Source organism: Paenibacillus ottowii, from assembly GCF_050516475.1.
Classification (GTDB): domain Bacteria; phylum Bacillota; class Bacilli; order Paenibacillales; family Paenibacillaceae; genus Paenibacillus; species Paenibacillus ottowii.
The window spans coordinates 4,459,371-4,478,593 of the sequence record NZ_CP191577.1; the positions used below are offsets into that span (position 1 = coordinate 4,459,371).

At 46.1% G+C, this 19,223-nt stretch carries 18 protein-coding genes; 6 read left to right on the plus strand and 12 right to left on the minus strand.

Going from position 1 to position 19,223, the window contains the following annotated elements; translation table 11 throughout:
- Positions 1-40: 40 nt before the first annotated feature.
- Positions 41-562, minus strand: a complete 522-nt coding sequence (locus tag ACQQ6X_RS20860) for a DUF948 domain-containing protein (protein ID WP_305166864.1) — start codon at positions 560-562, stop codon at positions 41-43.
- 260 nt (positions 563-822) lie between these two features.
- On the opposite strand from ACQQ6X_RS20860, the gene ACQQ6X_RS20865 reads away from it, so the two are divergent.
- On the plus strand, positions 823-990 hold the full coding sequence (locus ACQQ6X_RS20865; RefSeq protein WP_305166865.1) for a DUF1328 family protein: 168 nt from the start codon (positions 823-825) through the stop codon (positions 988-990).
- A gap of 129 nt (positions 991-1,119) precedes the next feature.
- Here ACQQ6X_RS20865 and ACQQ6X_RS20870 read toward each other — a convergent pair whose 3' ends face one another.
- Complete coding sequence (locus tag ACQQ6X_RS20870; protein ID WP_305166866.1) at positions 1,120-2,307, minus strand: SH3 domain-containing C40 family peptidase; 1,188 nt, start codon at positions 2,305-2,307, stop codon at positions 1,120-1,122.
- 188 nt (positions 2,308-2,495) lie between these two features.
- Positions 2,496-3,365: a cation diffusion facilitator family transporter gene (locus tag ACQQ6X_RS20875; RefSeq protein ID WP_305166867.1), complete on the minus strand. Its 870-nt coding sequence runs from the start codon at positions 3,363-3,365 to the stop codon at positions 2,496-2,498.
- Between the two features lie 375 nt (positions 3,366-3,740).
- Here ACQQ6X_RS20875 and ACQQ6X_RS20880 point away from each other — a divergent pair, with 375 nt between their 5' ends.
- On the plus strand, positions 3,741-3,926 hold the full coding sequence (locus tag ACQQ6X_RS20880; protein ID WP_305166868.1) for a hypothetical protein: 186 nt from the start codon (positions 3,741-3,743) through the stop codon (positions 3,924-3,926).
- A 187-nt stretch (positions 3,927-4,113) separates the two neighbouring features.
- On the opposite strand, the gene ACQQ6X_RS20885 is transcribed toward ACQQ6X_RS20880, so the two are convergent.
- From ACQQ6X_RS20885 to isdC, 8 genes are all read right to left on the minus strand, one after another.
- On the minus strand, positions 4,114-5,742 hold the full coding sequence (locus ACQQ6X_RS20885) for an ABC-F family ATP-binding cassette domain-containing protein (protein WP_305166869.1): 1,629 nt from the start codon (positions 5,740-5,742) through the stop codon (positions 4,114-4,116).
- Positions 5,743-5,911: 169 nt separating this feature from the next.
- On the minus strand, positions 5,912-6,745 hold the full coding sequence (locus ACQQ6X_RS20890) for an ABC transporter ATP-binding protein (RefSeq protein ID WP_305166870.1): 834 nt from the start codon (positions 6,743-6,745) through the stop codon (positions 5,912-5,914).
- Complete coding sequence (locus ACQQ6X_RS20895; protein WP_305166871.1) at positions 6,735-7,718, minus strand: FecCD family ABC transporter permease; 984 nt, start codon at positions 7,716-7,718, stop codon at positions 6,735-6,737. The genes ACQQ6X_RS20890 and ACQQ6X_RS20895 overlap by 11 nt, the downstream gene beginning before the upstream one ends.
- A 14-nt stretch (positions 7,719-7,732) precedes the next feature.
- The gene (gene isdE, locus ACQQ6X_RS20900) at positions 7,733-8,692 is read right to left on the minus strand and encodes a heme ABC transporter substrate-binding protein IsdE (RefSeq protein WP_305166872.1); all 960 of its coding nucleotides are present in this window, start codon (positions 8,690-8,692) and stop codon (positions 7,733-7,735) included.
- Positions 8,693-8,850: 158 nt separating this feature from the next.
- A complete protein-coding gene (locus ACQQ6X_RS20905; protein ID WP_305166873.1) occupies positions 8,851-12,840 on the minus strand; it encodes an NEAT domain-containing protein in 3,990 nt (1,329 codons plus the stop codon).
- A gap of 100 nt (positions 12,841-12,940) precedes the next feature.
- Complete coding sequence (locus ACQQ6X_RS20910) at positions 12,941-13,438, minus strand: NEAT domain-containing protein (RefSeq protein ID WP_305166874.1); 498 nt, start codon at positions 13,436-13,438, stop codon at positions 12,941-12,943.
- A gap of 32 nt (positions 13,439-13,470) precedes the next feature.
- Positions 13,471-13,938 (minus strand): NEAT domain-containing protein, encoded by a 468-nt coding sequence (locus tag ACQQ6X_RS20915; protein WP_326402532.1) that lies wholly within the window; start codon positions 13,936-13,938, stop codon positions 13,471-13,473.
- A 72-nt stretch (positions 13,939-14,010) separates the two neighbouring features.
- Entirely contained in the window at positions 14,011-14,526 is a 516-nt protein-coding gene (isdC, locus tag ACQQ6X_RS20920) for a heme uptake protein IsdC (RefSeq protein ID WP_305166875.1), read from the minus strand.
- Positions 14,527-14,924: 398 nt separating this feature from the next.
- Between isdC and ACQQ6X_RS20925 the strand changes: the two genes are divergently transcribed.
- From ACQQ6X_RS20925 to isdG, 4 genes are read left to right on the plus strand one after another with little or no spacing between them, the layout of a single operon-like run.
- Entirely contained in the window at positions 14,925-15,908 is a 984-nt protein-coding gene (locus ACQQ6X_RS20925; RefSeq protein WP_305166876.1) for an ABC transporter substrate-binding protein, read from the plus strand.
- Between the two features lie 9 nt (positions 15,909-15,917).
- The gene (locus ACQQ6X_RS20930) at positions 15,918-16,916 is read left to right on the plus strand and encodes a FecCD family ABC transporter permease (protein ID WP_305166877.1); all 999 of its coding nucleotides are present in this window, start codon (positions 15,918-15,920) and stop codon (positions 16,914-16,916) included.
- Positions 16,913-17,704 carry an ABC transporter ATP-binding protein gene (locus tag ACQQ6X_RS20935; RefSeq protein ID WP_305166878.1) on the plus strand — a complete coding sequence of 264 codons (792 nt, stop codon included), beginning with the start codon at positions 16,913-16,915 and terminating at the stop codon, positions 17,702-17,704. Before ACQQ6X_RS20930 ends, ACQQ6X_RS20935 begins: the two co-directional genes overlap by 4 nt.
- Before the next feature lies 1 nt (position 17,705).
- Positions 17,706-18,056, plus strand: a complete 351-nt coding sequence (isdG, locus tag ACQQ6X_RS20940) for a heme oxygenase (protein ID WP_063212853.1) — start codon at positions 17,706-17,708, stop codon at positions 18,054-18,056.
- 93 nt (positions 18,057-18,149) lie between these two features.
- Here isdG and ACQQ6X_RS20945 read toward each other — a convergent pair whose 3' ends face one another.
- On the minus strand, positions 18,150-19,160 hold the full coding sequence (locus tag ACQQ6X_RS20945; RefSeq protein WP_305166879.1) for an MBL fold metallo-hydrolase: 1,011 nt from the start codon (positions 19,158-19,160) through the stop codon (positions 18,150-18,152).
- Positions 19,161-19,223: the final 63 nt, after the last annotated feature.

Consider the following 19,223-nt stretch of genomic DNA (forward strand, 5'->3'; position numbering starts at 1 on the left):
CTTTCAATGAATTTCCTGTAGTTTACGGTTCAGCACTACACTACTGACGCATTTTCTGCCACACCCCAGCAGCGATGTCTACATATCCCAGCCAATTCTTAGCCGGCTTGCCCGCAGGTTCCCCATAAGTGGCATTGTAGCTCTGAACCGTCCGCTCTGTTGCAGTCAAGGGTCTGTTCGATGTCGTTGACTTGATTGCCTTCTCCGTTCTGGAAGTACTGCTCGCCGCGCTACGTGCCTTCTGAAGCCGTGTCATTAACGCCGTAGACGCCTGCTTGGCGGCCAGTGTCACTTCACTGAGTACCTCCCCCAGGTTTTTAACCGACTCCATCACCGGTTCTACTTGCTTCAATTTATGATCAACGTCTGCGGTGATGTCATTTGCATGTCGAACCGTTTGTTTAACTTCATAACTCAGTTCATCTACTGTCTTTTGTACTTCCTGCAAGGTTTGAGTTACCTTATCCAGAGAGCCTTGGGCTGCTTTCAATGTCTTAATAAGGTAAATAACGAGAACGGCAAATGCGATCGCAATAATAAAAATGCTGACCTGTGTTAACATAGCGTAACCTCTCTTTCGTCTTTCACGATGATGTTTATGATACTGCATAGTTACCCTCTACATTCGGACACGAAACAAAGTCCAGACTGGTATCCTCTTGTGCTCCAAACGTTATGATTCACGGGCCCTCGCACCGTTTAAAACAACATATAATGATGGCACAGCCACGCTTAATCTGTAGAAGTCACTGTCATCTACTACCACGCTCAATCGGGACGCGAGTATGCCACATTATATACAATCAAAGGAGGATACAGAACATGCTGAAATGGTCGGCTTTATTCTTATTTTTTGCTATGATCGCCGGGATTTTAGGTTTTTTTGGTATCGTCGTCTCCATAGCTGCTACAATCGCTAAAATGTTATTTGTGCTATTTTTGGTACTATTCGTTATTTCATTCTTTACCGGAAGAAAACGAGCTTCATAGACATTGGGTGATAGCTATACCCAGAAGTGATATGTATCATATGCTTATGAAAAAAGGATGTTCCCACCCTGGTCAACAGAGCTGTGGAACATCCTTTTTTTGATGCAAATTTTAAGAGTGAACGGCGTTTTATTGGATCACGCTGCCCCCAAACAGGAAACGGTCCTGCCAAGGCTTGCTGAAATCCGTAACTTTCACACCGCCAGCCGCTACAGAAAACGTATGAAGAAGCTTGTTGTCTCCCAAGTATACTGCTACATGAGTAATCGTTTGGGAGGAATTGTCCAAGGACGTGTACGCCCCGGAAGATGCATTATAATTTGTAAAAAAGAGCAGATCGCCACGCTTCAGTGTCGTCATATCCGTTTTCGGCTGACTGTTTTGCTTGATCCACTCACCTTGTGAACGAGAATCTGCCGGAAGCTGGATCCCTACAGCCTGACGGAAGATTTGGCGAGTAAATGCCGAGCAATCAAAAGTAGCCGTACTGTTGCGATCAGAACCATATTCATAAGGTGTTCCCAGATAGGTCATACCTGTGTCAATAACCTGTTCGATTGAGGCCGCCGCATCACCGGAAAACAAGCTAACCGTCGATGCAGGAGACGCTACCGCAGGTAGAGCAGTCGTATCTGAGGCAGGAGCAGCCGCAGAAGCTACTGCCTGCTGGACAACAACGCCCTCACCAATACGAATATATTGTGGAGATGAGCTGACATAGCCTACTGAACCGTCAGCAGTGGTGACCTTAAACCAATACGCGTTGCTTGAATCGGTAATCGTAACGACATCCCCTGTGTTCATGTAGCCCAGAACCTCGGAAGAAGTGGATGCCTCCGCCCGCAAACGAACGGACGTTTGGATCGTAGCTTTCGTTTGACCGGCAGAACTATTCACTGAGGCCGAAGCCTCTTTAGTTGAAACATTTTTAACTGAAGCTGAAACAGTTTTAGCTGACTCTGAGGCTTCTGTTTTACGGCTGACAGACGACGTGGCAGCAGCAGCGACGCTGGTAGCGCCAACTTTTATGTACTTGTCAGAGCTGCTTGTGTAGCCGGTTACTCCATCAGAAGTCTTGACCTTATACCAATAGTTGTTCGTTTTCTCCAATACCGTTACGGCCTCTCCCTGCTTCATAAAGCTGACTACATCGCCCGTAGTGGAAGGGCCAGATCTGAGCTTTACAGCCGCCTGGATAACCGCCTTCTGTCCTGTGGATGCTGTCGATGCCGCTGCGTCAACCTGACCCGGCGCCACATGAATTGCTGCCAACAGCGCGGCTGACGTCATGAGCATTCCCATCACGCGTCTTCTCAATGTTGCACCTCCTGGCTGTTTTTACGAATTTGAAGAGCATAATTCCGACGAATATAGCCGGACATGCCTTCATTATAGTAAAAGCAGCAGGAATAGAGATATAATCCAAACGTCACAAAAGATAGCGTGTACACCTTTTTCGATATAGGTCTAAAGTCACTTTTTATACTAATTATTTAATAATTAAACTATAATTTAGGTTCTACATGAACATGAACATGCATCGTATTGTGAACCTCCTGTAGACGTTCCTCAATCCGGTCACTGATCCGATGTCCTTCAATTAGACTGAGCTGCGGATTCACCTCAATAACGACATCCACCAGCGCGTGGTTACCGTGTACCCGTGCCTTAACGTCTCGAATTCCCTCTACTCCAGGTACAAGAGCAATCGTACTTCGTAAGTCTGACAGTTCTTGCTCATCAAATCCATCAGTCAAGCTATGTGTAGAATCCCTAAAAATCTCCCATGCCGTTTTGCAAATAATGAATCCTACCACGATCGCCGCAACAGTATCCAACCACGGCAGCCCGAACTGTGCGCCAATAATGCCCACTGCCGCTCCAACACTGACGAGTGCATCCGATAGATTATCCTTGGCCGCAGCCAGCAGCGCCTTGTTATTGATTTGCCGAGCCAGCTTGTTATTGTACAGATACACTCCCATCATAATCACTGCACAAATCACAGCCACACCCGCAGAAGTAATATCCGGTGTTTGCTTTCCTCCCTTAAAAATACTCCCGATTCCGTCAATCAGCACCTGCAAACCAACGACAGCCATAATAAAGGACGCCAGCAGCGCCGCAATCGTCTCCGCCCGAAAATGTCCATAGGCATGATCGGAATCTGGTGGTTTCTGGGAAATTCTCAGACCAATCAATACAGCTACCGACACCACAATATCGGTGACATTATTGAAGCCATCGGCTAGCAGCGCGCTAGAGGCAAAGAGATATCCGCTAATCAGCTTAAAAGCAGACAGTAAAAGATAAGCAGCAATGCTTACCCACGCCCCTCGCTCACCTTTTCGTATTTCATCATAGACATTTACCACAACGGAGGCACTCCTTCAAATATATAGTTCGCAGCATAAAGACCTGCCCAAAAAATAACAATTTCCCTATGGTTGACTGTTATTTTCAGGATAGCAGACGAACTTTGTGTGGGTCTAGAGAAACAGTCTTTCCGCTCTGCATCGCTGTAGGAACCACGAAAAAGTATTGCCAAACCCCATTCCTGTAGGTTACACAAAACAATTTTTCCTTCATGCAAAAAACAGATATTTTCCCCCTTGCCTCACCCCTGCGATGTGTTATCATTGTTGCCCTTGTCCCTTCTTTTAAAAACGTATAAAATGAGGACACAGCCGCGTTTTTCTTCAATCCAGCATGATTGACATGAACCTGGCGGCAACAGGAGGAATTTATTCATGAGCGATGCTAAGGAACCACGTAAAGTTAATCTCGCAGATGCCATTCGGGAAAAGCTGGCACAAAAAAAACAGCAATCCGGCGCTTCACAGCAGGGCGGCTTTCAAAACGGTTCCACCAAAACACTGAAAAGCCAAAATACGAAGAAGCCGAACAACCAACGCCGTCGCACAGGCGGATCATAAGCCACCCCATAGGCTATATAGGGTTCCGGATGCAGGATAGGCGAGTTTTATCTCACCTCACGCTCGGAACCAAGTATGCTAAGGGTTACGGCACAAAACGAAAAAAGAGGAGTCCACCTGCCATATCAAATGGCGTGATGGAGCTCCTCTTTCGTTTATTTATTTGCTGAAATTAGCGTTTTGGATGTTAGCCGATTTCTACCGGATACATACGTTCACGCAATTTAGCAATTTCTTCATTTTCCAAGTATTCATCATAGCTCATCGTACGGTCAATTACGCCGTTTGGTGTAATTTCCACGATGCGATTCGCGATGGTTTGAATGAATTGATGGTCATGAGAAGTGAACAAAATAGTCCCGTCAAAGTCGATCAGACCATTGTTCAGCGCTGTAATGGATTCCAGATCCAAGTGGTTGGTTGGTTCTTCCAGAAGCAATACGTTAGCACCGTTCAGCATCATTTTCGCCAGCATACAGCGAACCTTTTCTCCCCCGGACAGCACACTTGCTTTCTTAAGCGCTTCTTCGCCTGAGAAAAGCATACGTCCCAGGAAGCCGCGCAGGAACGTTTCATCCTGATCCTTGGAATATTGACGCAGCCAGTCTACCAGATTCAGATCCACACCTTCAAAATAAGCGGAGTTATCTTTCGGGAAATACGCCTGACTCGTTGTAATCCCCCAGGAAAATTCACCATTATCCGCTTCCAGTTCGTTCATCAAGATCTGGAAGAGCGTCGTTTTAGGTAGACCGTTCGGGCCTACAAACGCAATTTTATCACCTTTGTTCACGACCAGACTGAACTCGTTCAGCACCTGCTCGCCTTCAACAGTTTTGCTGATACTATCTACAGTAAGCAATTGTTTACCCGCTTCACGCTCAGGCTTGAAGTTAATGAACGGATATTTACGGTTCGATGGACGGATGTCGTCCAGCGTAATTTTATCCAGTTGCTTTTTACGCGAAGTTGCCTGTTTGGACTTGGAAGCATTCGCGGAAAAGCGCTGAATAAAGGCTTGCAATTCTTTGATCTTCTCTTCCTTCTTCTTGTTCGCATCGCGAGCCAGTGTAAGTGCCAGCTGGCTGGACTCGTACCAGAAGTCATAGTTGCCGACATACATCTGAATTTTACCAAAATCGATATCCGCAATATGCGTACATACCTTGTTCAGGAAGTGACGGTCATGGGATACAACGATAACGGTGCCTTCATAGTCCATCAGGAAGTTTTCCAGCCACTGAATGGATTCGAGATCCAAATGGTTGGTAGGCTCATCAAGCAGCAAATTGTTCGGACGACCAAACAACGCTTGTGCCAAGAGAACGCGCACTTTGTCGTTACCGCTCATCTCAGCCATTTTTTTGTCATGCAGGTCACGCGGTATACCCAGACCGATCAGCAATGCAGCTGCATCTGGCTCGGCATCCCAACCGTTCAGCTCTGCAAACTCGCCTTCCAATTCACCAGCACGCAAACCGTCCGCTTCGGAAAACTCCGCTTTGGCATACAGCGCATCCTTTTCCTTCATGATTTCATACAGACGCGTATGACCCATAATAACGGTTTCCAGAACCGGGAATTCATCGTATTCATAATGGTTCTGCTTGAGGACAGCCATCCGTTCGCCCGGTGTCATGTGAACCTCGCCTGAATTGGCTTCGATTTCACCGGAAAGAATTTTCAAAAAGGTGGATTTACCCGCGCCATTCGCCCCAATCAGGCCGTAGCAGTTTCCGGGAGTAAATTTGATATTTACGTCTTCAAAAAGTGGGCGTTTGCCATAACGAAGCGTTACGCCGCTTGTACTGATCATATAAGCATACCATCCTTATCATTAGTTAAGTGCTAAACACAAAATTACCGACGGCAATAGTATAACACACAAAAGTTCGGATTCGAACCGTAGTCTAAGCAGAACTGTCCTTGAATCTCATTCAATTTCTTACAAACACCTGGACCAGAACCATTTTTATATTTTAAATTCAATGGGATAACTCAAGGACAGGCACCTTACATTCTCTCTGTACGTGTAAATGTCCGGAAGCTCCGACGCCTATCGGGATCAGATACATGCCCGCCTCGTCGTCTTGTCTTATGACTACCTTTACACCATAGACTTCCTGAATCAGTTCGGATGTAACGACCTCTGTAGGTGGACCATTCGCTATAATACGTCCTTCCTTCATAGCGATCATCACATCGCTATACCGAATAGCCTGATTCATATCATGCAGCACCATCACGATGGTCAGTCCGTGCTCCTGATTGAGCTGCCGGATCAGCTCCAGAATCTCGAGCTGGTAATACATATCCAGATAGGTGGTCGGCTCATCCAAAAACAAAATCGGCGTTCGCTGCGCCAAGGCCATCGCAATCCATACACGCTGTCGTTCCCCGCCTGAAAGCTGATCCAGTGTACGTGTTCTGCGTTCCTCCAGATTGGTACAGGCTATCGCCCATTCGACTGCTTCCTCGTCCTCGTCCCGGTTGGTTGTGAACATGCTCTTATGAGGCAGTCTTCCGAAGCTGACGAGCTTTTCTACTGTCAGGTCGGAGGGCGCCTCGTTCTGCTGATGAACTACCGCCAATTGGCGAGCCAGCTCCTTGGGCTTGTAGTGGGCTATCTCCTTGCCGTCCAGAACGACCTGGCCCGTACGAGGAGCAGCATTGTTGGACATCACGCTGAGCAGTGTCGATTTGCCACATCCGTTGGGCCCAATAATTGTCGTAATTCGTCCCCGCTCAATAACAGCATTGATCGCATGTAAACGATCTGTTTTCCGATCATAGGAGAAGGTTACATCTTTAATGTCCATAGGTGCGATCCGCCTTTCTGATCAGGAATATCAGGAATGGTCCGCCAATGACTGCCATAATAATAGAGGCCGGAATTTCATTGGGGGCCAGCACCGTTCGTCCCAGTGTATCCGCAAGCAACAGCAGCAAACCGCCGCATAGGGCCGAGAACGGAATCAGCCACTTATGATCCGAGCCAACCAGGTAGCGGGCACAATGCGGGACGAGCAGGCCGATAAAAGCAATCACCCCTGCAATGGCTGTAGCCGTTGCTGCAAGCAGCACTGCAATCACAGAAATCAAAAGTCGTGCGCGCGTCACATTGAAGCCCAGATTTTTAGCCGTTTTATCTTGAAGGGACAAGAAATTACACCAGGAGAACACAAGCATGGCTAAAATTAGACCCATCCCGCCATAGGTCACAATTACCTCGACATCCACCCATTTTTTCATAGACAACGTTGAGGTGGTGACCTGATTAATGCTGGTGACCGCATAACTGCCCCGATAATTAAACGACTGACCCAGACCGGAGAAGATAGCGTTTACTGCCACCCCAATCAGAATAAGACGAATGGGATGCAAACCGGATTTCCATGAAAATCCGTACACCATTAGGCAGGCCAATGCACCGCCAATAAACGAAAAGAACGGCATCCAGAAATAAAGCGTCGGAAAGACGGTCACCGCAATCAGCGAGATCAAGGCCGCTCCCGAAGAAATGCCGATCACCCCGGAATCCGCCAGCGGGTTTTTCATGACAGCTTGCAGCAGAACGCCCGCCACTGCAAGGGCTGCACCCGCCATCATGGCTACGATAATTCTCGGTAGTCTGAGATCCTTGACCACATTTACCTGATCATCTGTACCTGTCCACAATCCGGTCACCAACTGACTCAAATTCACCTTGAGACTGCCTGTCATCGCTGAATACAACATGACACCGACGAGTAAGACAATTATAACAATAAGGCTCCATAATTTTTTGGACATATCATCAGCTTCCTTTAATTCGAAGGATACAGCATTTTCATCAGCTCATCCAGCGCAGAGCTTGCCGCTAAGTTCCCTGTGGTGCCAAACAACGGTTCAGGCAGATCATAAACATGCCCCTTCTTCACAGCGTTGAAATGCTTCCAGATATCGTTCGTTTTGAACTCTTCATCGAACATTTTTACGACCTCATCCGGCATCCCGTGCGCAGCGCGCAAAATGATATCGGGATTGGATTGCTGCAAGGCTTCGGTATTATGGGCTATGAACTCCACCTTTTCACCCTGAACCACATTGGTTCCGCCTGCAATTTTAACCAAATCCCCAATATAGGAATGTTCAGTAGCTACCAGATAGCTTCCCGGAACCCCCAGTAAAATTAGGACTTTAGGGGACTTCTTGCCTTGGATCTTCTGCTGAATCTCGGCGACTTTCGCATCCAAGGCTCCATTCATCTCCTTTGCCTTTTCAGCTTTATCAAATCGGTCCCCCAGCTTTTGAATTTCCTTTTGCATATTTGCAAGGCTTTCAAAATTCAAAAATTCAGCATTGATGTTCAGGTCCTTAAACTTAGGCTCCAAATCATATTGAAGTGTGGTCACCGACAGTACATCTGTAGGCTTCAAGGACATTACTTTTTCCATATCAGGACTCATCGGATTCCCGACATCAGGAACGTCCTTATAACGGTCAGGCAGTGCTTTGGTGCTGGTCGGCTTGCCAGCCAAATCCAAGCCCAGCGCATCCGTAATTTCAGCAATGGCTACTGTAGTCGCTACAATACGTGGAGTCTGTGTTTTATCATCAGACGACTTTCCGGTCGCATCTGTTGCTGTCGTTGAAGTCGAACCACCGCTATGGTTCTGTCCAGCCTCTGTTCCCCCGGAGCATCCAGCCAGCAATAAGATCATGATACCGATTAACATATAGAAACAAAACGATTTCCCCTTAGCCAAAGCTGCATACTGTTTCATGAAAATCCAATCACCTCAATTCAAAGTATAAAGCAACAGCGTGAGTCCCAACTTTTTCGGGTATGTAAATGCTGACAAGTCTTGATGCCGGGGCACCAAGACTTGCACGCATACAAATTTTGCTGTTATTCGAGCTTCATTGATGTCATAACCTGAGGTTATTTCACTTTTAGGCTTGCTTCATCAAATTGGAACTGAACCGTATACCAGTGATCATAGGGTACTCCGCCAAGGACCAAACCAGGCACAATGACGTGTGTGTGAGCACTGATTTTCCGGGACAAGTCCCCTGCCTCAAATTGAACGATACGTGTATCGCCGGATGTCGAGATCACTTCCACATCTTTTAGCGTACCGTTTTGCTCCACCTGTAGAGTTGGCATCCAAGAGCTATTTTTCAAAGTGACTTGGATGTAGCGTTTGTCTCCCTTTTCAATCAATGTAGCCGGCTTATCGAGATAACCATCCATAACGGATGCCTCATTCGTTTTGTCTTTAAATACGTTGTAATTGATCGTGTATCGCTTCTCGGAAGCCGCTTGAACTGGCTGGTTAACTGCTGGTTTGGCTTCAACTACGAATGTGGTCGGTTCCACTGCTTTATCCGTAGAAGCAGCTGTCGGTTCAGTAGTAGTTGCAGTTGTTGCAGTTGCTGCTGCGTTAACTCCCTCACCTTTGAGCGATGCGCGGTCAAATTGAATCTGTCCGCCAAATTTCTCATTAAAAATGTATTGCTCAGGCAGATATACCTCTGTGTACACACTTAGCTTTTTATCCAGATCAGGCACTTCGAAGGCCATTGTGTGAGTATCACCTTTGACATCGGAAGCCATAATCGTCGGATTGGTATAGCGGCCTTCAAAATCCGTTTGGAATAATTTCAAAGCCTGATTGTTCGTTACGTTTACATAGGCTTGGACCTTACCATTTTTCACAATCAACTTGGCCAGGCTTTGTACAAATGGTGCCACCAAAGAATCCTTGTCCGTTCCGTTCGCAAGCACACGGAAGTTCGCAGTGTACTCTCCATCGGCTAAGTTATTTTTCACCTGTTCTACTTTGTCTGCTTTGGTTTCGTTGTGATAAGATACATTACTGGTATCGAATTTAATTTCAAAATCGTATACTTTTTCTACTCGATCCTCCGCCTTGAAAACCATCGGAGCACTACTTGCCACTTTAGGAGCTTCATAGACAACCAGTTGACCTTTTACATTATTCTTAAAGTCACTTACGCCAAAACGAACGTCCTTCGTATTACTTGCCGCATCTTCCCGGGTCACTTCTGCATCCTGGTAACCTCCACTTGCGTTATCCCAAATGTGCAGCGCCTTAACTTCATTGCTGTTTTGCAGCTTCAGACCTACAAACCGTTTGTCGCCTTCCACGACTAATTGCGCTGGTCCATTGGTGATGAAGCGTTGAGCCGGAGATTCAGATCCTGTGACACCGTCTGGCAGCACAATGCTGAATTTCAATGCATATTTACCATTGGCAAGCTTGTCAAAATCCAATTTAACCATAGGATCAGCTGCCCCTGAAGAGGTAGGCTCCACAAAGCTGCGAATGGTAGCAGGCTCGAACTGGAATTGCACATCATATACGTGATCATATGGGGTGCCACCCAAATCCAATCCAGGTACGATGACATGCGTATTCACTGTAACTTTATCTGAAAGATTAGGCACTTCAAATTGTACTGTTCTTGTGTCTGCAGAGGTGGACTGTTCAACCATCTGAGCTTCAGAACCATTTACTTTAAACGTTTTAATCCAGCTGCTTTTATCCATTTTAATTTGAATGATATTTTTACCAGACTGTTTTAACAGTGTGGCTGGCTTTTGCATATATCCATCCATCACAGATAGTTCATTGCTTCCGTTTTTGAGTACGGTGAAGTCTATGCTGTATCTGCCATTTTCAACTGGAGTCGTTGTTCCGTTATCCGGACCTTTAGCTGTAATGCTGCTGCGATCAAATTGAAGACGAAGCTTATGATCCATCTCATAAACCCCACCTGGATAGGTCGTACTCACATGGACCTGCGCATTCAGAATAGCGTCCAAATCCGCCACCTTGAATTTCACAACACGTGTATTGGCATTCTTATCCTCACTAACGATATCTGCATCTGTCAACGTTCCGTTTTGTTCTGTTTTGAACTCCGTCACAGTGGTGCTGTCTTTAATCGTAAAGGAAGCTTCATACTTGCCCTTCGATACCGTCAGCGTGGCTGGAGACAATAAATATTGTGCCATAGCTGATGGCTGATCTTTTGTGGCATGCAACGCGTTAAAGTTGATCGAGTACGTTCCATCCGCTATCCCCTTTCCGGGCGTCCCTGGTGTACCTGGCGTCCCAGGATCAACTGGGGTTGTAGCCGTTCCTAATTGGAGATCGACATTATATGTTTCCACATAGCCCAGCTCAGGCCAGTTGATGCTTACCCATGCATTCAGCTTGGCAGGCACTTCCTTAACCTCAAATTCGATAACACGTGTATTCGCAGCTTGGTCTTCGCTTACTACAGTCGTGTTGGTCAAAACCCCATTTTGTTCTACCTTAAATCCGTCAATTTGTTTACTGTTTTTCAAGGTAAAACGAACATACTTCTTGCCGTTACGTTCAATCAAGGTGCCTGGTTTCTCCGTATACCCATCCATCATGGAGTTTTCATTCGTTCCATCCTTCAAAAGAGTGAAGTCCAGATTGGATCTTGTTTCAGGAGACATTCCATTTTCTGTGATACTATTTTTATCGAACTGAAGACGAAGCTTATGATCCATCTCATAAACCCCACCTGGATAGGTAGTGCTTACATGAACCTGTGCATTCAAAACAGCGTCCAAATCGGCTACCTTGAATTTCACAATACGCGTATTGGCTGTCTTGTCCACACTTACAATATCTGCATCCGTCAATGTTCCGTTTTGTTCTGTTTTGAATTCTGTTACGGTGGTGCTGTCTTTAATCGTAAAGGAAACTTCTTTCTGTCCCTTCACTACCGTCAAAGTCGCTGGAGACAACAAATATTGTGCCATAGCTGATGGCTGATCTTTTGTGGCATGCAACGCGTTAAAGTTGATCGAGTACGTTCCATCCACCAAAGTGGTTGGTACAGGTACAGAAGCCAGCTGCAGATCTACATTATAAGTATGCACGTAGCCTAGCTCAGGCCAGTTGATGCTCACCCATGCGTTCAATTTGGCAGGCAGTTCTTTTACCTCAAACTCGATAACTCGTGTATTCGCATTCTGATCTTCACTTACAATAGAGGTGTCGCTTAACACTCCATTTTGCTCTACCTTGAAGCCATCAATTTGTTTACTATTCTTTAATGTTAACCGGGCATATTGCTTACCTCCACGCTCAATTAGTGAGCCTGGTTTCTCCGTATACCCATCCATCATAGACTTTTCATCTGTTCCATCTTTCAGGAGGGTAAAGTCCAAGTCAGCTAATTTTTCTCCTGTGCTAGGAGGCGTTACCGGCGGTGTCACTGGTGGAATCGTTGGATTCTCCGTTGAATTTTTAAGTCGCAAACTGGAAGGATCAAACTCAATCCATTCCTTCACCGAACGGTCCGGATCAGTGTCTACATACCATGGAGAACTGCTGTTAAACCCAAACTCCGTATTTACGTCTTGATGAAAATCATAAACATCGAAGCTCACAGTTCCCGAAGCTTTTCCGGAATCTACTTCTATTTTGGCGGGAATCGTTTCCCCGTTTTGTTCTACTATAAATTTTGAAAGTCCTTGAGCCTCCGCAAATTTAAATGAAAAATGGTATTTTCCATCTTTAATGATCAGGTCTCCAGGATAGGTATAGTTTGTTTTAAAACTCGAATCCTTGGTGATTCCGCTGACTGTCTTTCGTAAAGGCTTATAATCAATCAGGTACTCTCCATCTGCATAAGTCGCTTCAGTTGTAGTTATAGCTTGGGTAGGCTCAACATATGGACTTGGTAGTTCTACCGGATACTGATAAGTAGCATACGTAGCACTAGTCACTGTAGTGCTTGAATCAGGCAAATTCGACGAAGTGGGTTCATCCTCGGATGTTGCTTCAGCGTATGGTGAAATTAAAGAAAACAACATTAGAATAGCAGCGAATGTCGAAATATATTTGTTAAATCGGCTCTTCAAGGTGATGTATCCCCCTACTTAAAATATACTCATTTGGAGCTTTAGAACTAAGCTCCAAATGAGTATTCAATTCAAAATCATATTCTCATAAAACAAACTCTTAAATATCGCTATCATCGAATTGGAACTGAACAACATAGTCGTGATCGTAAGGAATACCACCAGTGTGTTCTTTAGGCACGCTTACATGCAGTTTGACATTCAATTTTTGAGACGGGCTAGTTACAGGGAATTCAACTATTCTTGTATCCCCGGAGGTGCTGACCACAGTCGCATTCACATACTGGCCGTTTTGTTGAGTTTTGAATTCAGTAACCCAAGCACTTTTGGTAATCGCTACTCGCACTTTGAATTGACCATTTGTAACAATCAGTGTGGCTGGTTTTTTCACATAACCATTTGTGTCCATGTAAGAAGGCTCCGTAGTTCCATCTTTATAAACGGTATAAGGCAATTGATACGTCCCATTAGGCAAAGCCGCATTCGCTTGATTAGCCGAGAATGGGGCTAGTACCACAAAAATAAGCGCAGCCATCAATACAGTAAGCATTACTTTTTTCAGAGACAATTTCTCCATACCATTCATAGCCATGTTCATGTTTTTCAATCTCCTTGTACGTTTATTTTGGATTAGATTTCGTCGAATTGCAGCTGTACATCGTACTTGCCTGTGTAGCCAATCACTGGGATGGTGATTTCCGCGTAAGCATTTACTTTTGCATTCAGGTCAGCTACTTCGAATTCCACTACACGAGTGTTGTTCGCCGTATTGGTGCTTACCACAGTCGCATCTTGCAGTACGCCGTTTTGCTCCACTTTTAAGGCTGTAATCAGATTGCTGCTTTTTACAGTCAGACGAACGACATTTTTGCCATTGGCTACCGTAACCTGAGCAGGCTTTGTCAGATAGCTGTCCAATCGAGAAGTTTCATTGGTTTGATCTTTCAGAACGGTATAATCTACGTTATAAGTGCCGTCAGCTGCTGCTGCTCTAGCGGAGAATGGAGCCATCAGTGTAAAAACAAGTGCTGCCATGATCAATGCTACGAATGCCTTCTTGAAAGAAAATTGCTCAAAGCGATTCATTACCATATTCAAATCTACACACTCTCCTCCATTATTTATGCTTGAATTTATGTTGATTTTATGAACGATAAAGAAAGCTTCAATTTACTGTTTAGAAGATTTGGCTGATTTCGCTGACTGAGCAGCTGTAACTTTTTTGATGCTTTTGGAATCAAAAGCGAAGCGGATCGTATAATCATGATCGTAATTGTATGCAGGGACAGTAACATGAATTTTAGAGATCAACGGGCTGTTGACACTCGAAATTGGAAATTGCACGGTGCGAGTATCAGTTTTGGCATCCTTATGGATGACCTTTGTATCGATGATTTTACCTTTGTAATCCACTTTAAACCCTGTTGTCCATTCGCTATGATTCAGCTTAATTTGCATGGTCATTTGCCCTTTTTTCACATACAACTTAGCTGGTTTCTCAAAATAATCGTTAGCCATGGATACCGAATCATTTTCTGCCTTAAGAATATTGTATTTGAGCGTGTATGTACCATCCGCCAATGTTGGAGAAGCCGTAGCGGCTCCTACAGATGACGAAGTCGGCCAAAAGCTCAGCACACTCACCAGCAGAAACACAGCTATTATTGCAGCATACCTCTTCTTCATGTTGACAGCAGTCCCTCCCCACGAGAATATAACTAATTGATTATCATTCTCAATTGATAAATTAAAAAAATAGCCCTTTTCGAGCTTTCTCCCCCACCCTTCTATTCCAGAATTTCGCAAAATCAAGTAAACCCATCACCAATATATCTTACACTTTTCGAAAATGTCAATATGTATTTGTGTGTGCGGAACCCCTTGATATATGCTATATTTTAAGAAAAATTTGTAGTTCCTTCTTCTATAATTCGAAAGACTCCCTTATATTTTTGATTCAAAATTTATTTAAAAATTTTCTATTTTCAATTGACAATCGTCAGTGATATTCATTATCATTCTCTTAACTATAGATGAAAATGATTATCATTATTGTTTAACTTGAAATTTGCAGGAGGAATAACATGAAATCTTACGTGTTGTGGTCGTCCGCAGCGCTTTTATTGGCAGTTACCGGATGTAGCAATGGCACTACTACGACCACAGATCACAAACCAGCCAGTACTTCCGTATCTGCCACTTCAAATACGACAAGCGGCGCGACGATTCAAATTACTGATTTTTCAAAACGGACATTATCGTTTCAAAAAGCCCCTCAGCATATCGTTGCGCTCAGCAATGGCGATCTGGACATTATTTACGCATTGGGCGGGACAGCCGTGGGCAGGCCCAACTCCAATGAACCTTCCGTCGTACCTGCTGCTGAAAACGTTCAGCAAATAGGCTCCACTCATGAAGTGGATCTGGAGAAAATTACGATGCTCAAGCCGGATGTGGTGTTAGGCAATTATCCTATGAATGAAAAAGACATTCCAGCCATTGAAGGAGTCGGTTCACAGCTGTTGCTGACTGGTGCCAATTCAGTTCAGGATATCCAGTCACAAATCACGCTGTTCGGACAATTACTACAAAAGCAGGCTCAGGCTGCAAAGCTGAACCAGCAAATTGACCAACAAGTAGCCAAGCTGCAACAGGAAACCGCTTCTGCCTCTAAACCGAAAGTGTTGCTGGTCTACGGAGCTCCGGCTACGTACATGGCAGCACTGCCGAATTCTCTGGGCGGAAACATTCTGGAAGCCGCAGGTGGCTCCAACATTGCCGCTGACTTTCCGGGCCTGCAAAATTTCCCGCAATATGCACAGTTGAACACAGAACGCATCCTACAGGCTAACCCTGATTACATCTTCATCATGACTCACGGCAATACGGAAGAGGTTAAAGCCGCATTTATAAAAGAAATGCAGGAAAATGCAGCTTGGAACGGAATCCGGGCAGTCCAAAACAATCAGGTCGAGGTTTTGCCTTCAGACTTGTTCGGGACGAATCCAGGGACACGGGTCACTAAGGCGCTGGATCTGATGCACCAAAAGCTGTATCCGGCGAAATAGGCGATGGTAATGAACAAACTAAAGCGCACCAGAAGACGCACCATCGCCTGGATTACCCTTCCGATCTTGCTGCTAGCCGTCTCTGTGTACGGACTGGCCTACGGTTCGGTATCGATTCCACTTCAAGAAATCAATCAGATTTTGCTACATAACGATGAATCCACCTATCGTACGATTCTAATGGATCTTCGACTTCCCAGAGTACTGGTAGGTTTACTGGTAGGAGCTTGTCTGGCGGCTTCTGGAGCACTTCTGCAAGGCGTCATGAAAAATCCACTGGCTGACCCAGGCATTATTGGTGTATCGGCTGGAGGTGGACTTGCTGCCGTCATTACGATGGTGATGCTTCCACAGCTGAGTTACCTTCTTCCGGTAAGCGCCTTTTTGGGAGCCTTTTTGAGCGCAATCGTCATTTACCTGCTGGCATGGGACCGCAGGGCTTCCCCAGTCAAAATTGTGCTGGCTGGCGTTGCGATTAACGCGCTGCTGGGCGCGCTCACCAACGGGGTGATGGTCATGTACAGTGACCGCGTGCAGGCTGTACTTCCATGGCTATCCGGCGGGCTAAACGGACGAAGCTGGCATCATCTGGAGTTCATGGCTCCTTACGCTATCATTGGCTTAATCGCCTCTTTATTTGCGATTAAGCCTGCAAATTTGCTGCTGCTGGGCGATGATTCAGCACAGCTGCTGGGCCAGCGGGTAGAGCTTCAACGGATGCTGATTATTTTGCTCTCTGCCCTGCTCGCTGGCACGGCGGTCAGTGTAGCCGGGCTGATCGGGTTCGTAGGACTGGTCGTTCCGCATATCATAAGGCTGCTGATTGGGGAAGATTACCGTTTCCTCTTGCCCCTTTCCATTGTGGGCGGTGGGACACTGGTTGTCCTGGCGGATACAGTCGCACGCTCTTGGTTTGATCCGATTGAATTGCCTGTCGGGATTTTGCTAGCCGTCATTGGAGCACCGTTCTTCTTAATCCTGCTCAAGAAACGGGGGAATTTCGGATGACAGCCATTCAGGGCGAACATCTCTCCTTACAACGCGGATACTTCCAGCTGGATGATGTGAACATTACCTTGCCCGCTGGACAGCTCACCGCCATTGTCGGTCCCAACGGCTCAGGCAAGTCTACGCTTTTGCGGATTTTGACCCGGCTGCTCAAGCAAGATCAAGGCGAGGTTTCTGTGATGGGCAAGCCTGTGGAGGAATACAAACGGCGTGATTTGGCCCAGACGATTACCATGCTGCCGCAAATGAAGGATATGCTGCCGTTATTAACGGTTCGTGAGCTGGTCGCTTATGGAAGATCCCCTCATGCCAAGGGCTTGAGGACACGCCCTACGAGACAAGACCAGCAAATTATCAATCATGTCATGGAAATCACAAGCATCATGCCCTACGCAGATCGGATGTTCCATACTCTATCGGGAGGTGAACAACAAAAAGCACGCATTGCTATGGCTTTGGCCCAACAAACGGATATTCTATTGCTCGATGAACCGACTACTTTTCTGGATATCGCCCACCAATTTGAAGTTATGGATATGCTGCGGCGTATCAATCACGAGTCCAGCTTGACGATTGTTATGGTACTGCATGATTTGCAGCAAGCTGCGGCCTATTGTCATCATATGATTGCGCTTAAAAGGGGACGAATCGCCATTGCTGGCGAACCCCGCCAGATTTTGACGTCTGCTTTTCTTCGCGACGTTTATGAGATGAATGCTACCATCAAATTTGAGGGTGGCTATCCGGTTATTATACCGACCATACCACATTATTCAGGAGGAATTTAATATGGTTATCGTAACAAATACTTCTAAAATCACACCGGGCAATGCCCACCTGCTCATCGAAAGATTTAACAAAGAAGGACAGGTTGAAAAGATGGAAGGCTTCCTCGGTCTGGAGGTGCTGCTGACGGAAAACACGAAGGATTACGAGGAAGTAACGATTAGCACACGTTGGAAGGAAAAAGAGAACTTTCAAGGCTGGACGAAAAGCGAAGCCTTCCGCGAATCCCACAATCACCGTCAAATTCCAGACTATATTATTGAAAATAAAATCACCTTCTATGAGGTTAAAATCGTTCGTCACCCCATCGCAAACCATGATTCCTCTTTGGCGAGTGAGATCGAAGCCGTTTAGTTCCGGACGGTAGCCTAAAATTAAAAAACGCGGCTCGCAGGCAAATGATTGTCCGCCGAGCCGCGTTTTTATATACGCCGTTTATTGAACCCCTCAGATTCTAGTTGAGCTTCGGCGCCCAATTTTCAGCGTCTCTCCGTGTCCCAGTACATGGATTCTTTCCTTAGCAATCCCCAAGCGCTCACGCTCGGCCTCGAGACGATCCAGCGCCTCTCTCGGCGTATCGTCCGCCAGCTTAAAGGCTCCATAATGCATCGGGATCATCTGATCTGCGCCACAATCCACAAAGCCCTGCAACGCCTCCTCCGGCGTCACATGCTGTGAGGTCATGAACCATTCCGGTTCATACGCGCCAATCGGCATAAAGGTCAGATCAATGGCAAAGCGCTCGCCAATCTCCTTAAACCCACGGAAATATCCGGTGTCTCCCACAAAATACAACGTAGGCGCCTCCGCTGAATCAGATTCGGCATCAACATCCGCCCCTGCAACAGACGTGGCAGAGCCAGTCACCTGCTGTTCACTTTGCAGAACGTATCCACCCCAATGCGAAGTATTGGTATCAAACGGCGTACGCCGTGTCCAGTGCTGGGCCGGAACAAATGTAATCCGCACCCCGCCTACCGTAAAATGCTCCCACCATTGCAGTTCATGGCAATTACGAAAACCTTTGCGGATCATTTTCGACTTTAACCCCTTAGGTACGAGCATCAATGTATCTGCGCGATATAACTTCCGCAACGATGCTAAATGTAAATGATCATAATGCGAATGTGATAGCAAAATGATATCCAGCGGCGGTACATCCTGAATGCGAATGCCGGGCGGAGCCAACCTTTTATCAAAAGCCATACGCTCTGCCCACACCGGATCGGTAACCATATTCAGCCCAAGGTACTGAATGAAAAAGGTGGAATGGCCCACCCAGGTCGCCGTCGCCATTTCCCGATTATGATGCAAAAACTCCAGCTCCGGGGGATGGTTTGGCACAACGAACGTATAATCCTTTATTTTGCTGCGTCGCTCCTGCCGCCATTGTCTGAATTGCTTGATGGTTTTATCGGTATTTACATGATCCATATTGGTAAAACGCACTTTGGGCATGGTGCAACCCCCTCCCTGACAAGACCCGTTCTCCAAAAGCACAACGGTTCAATTTAACTATAT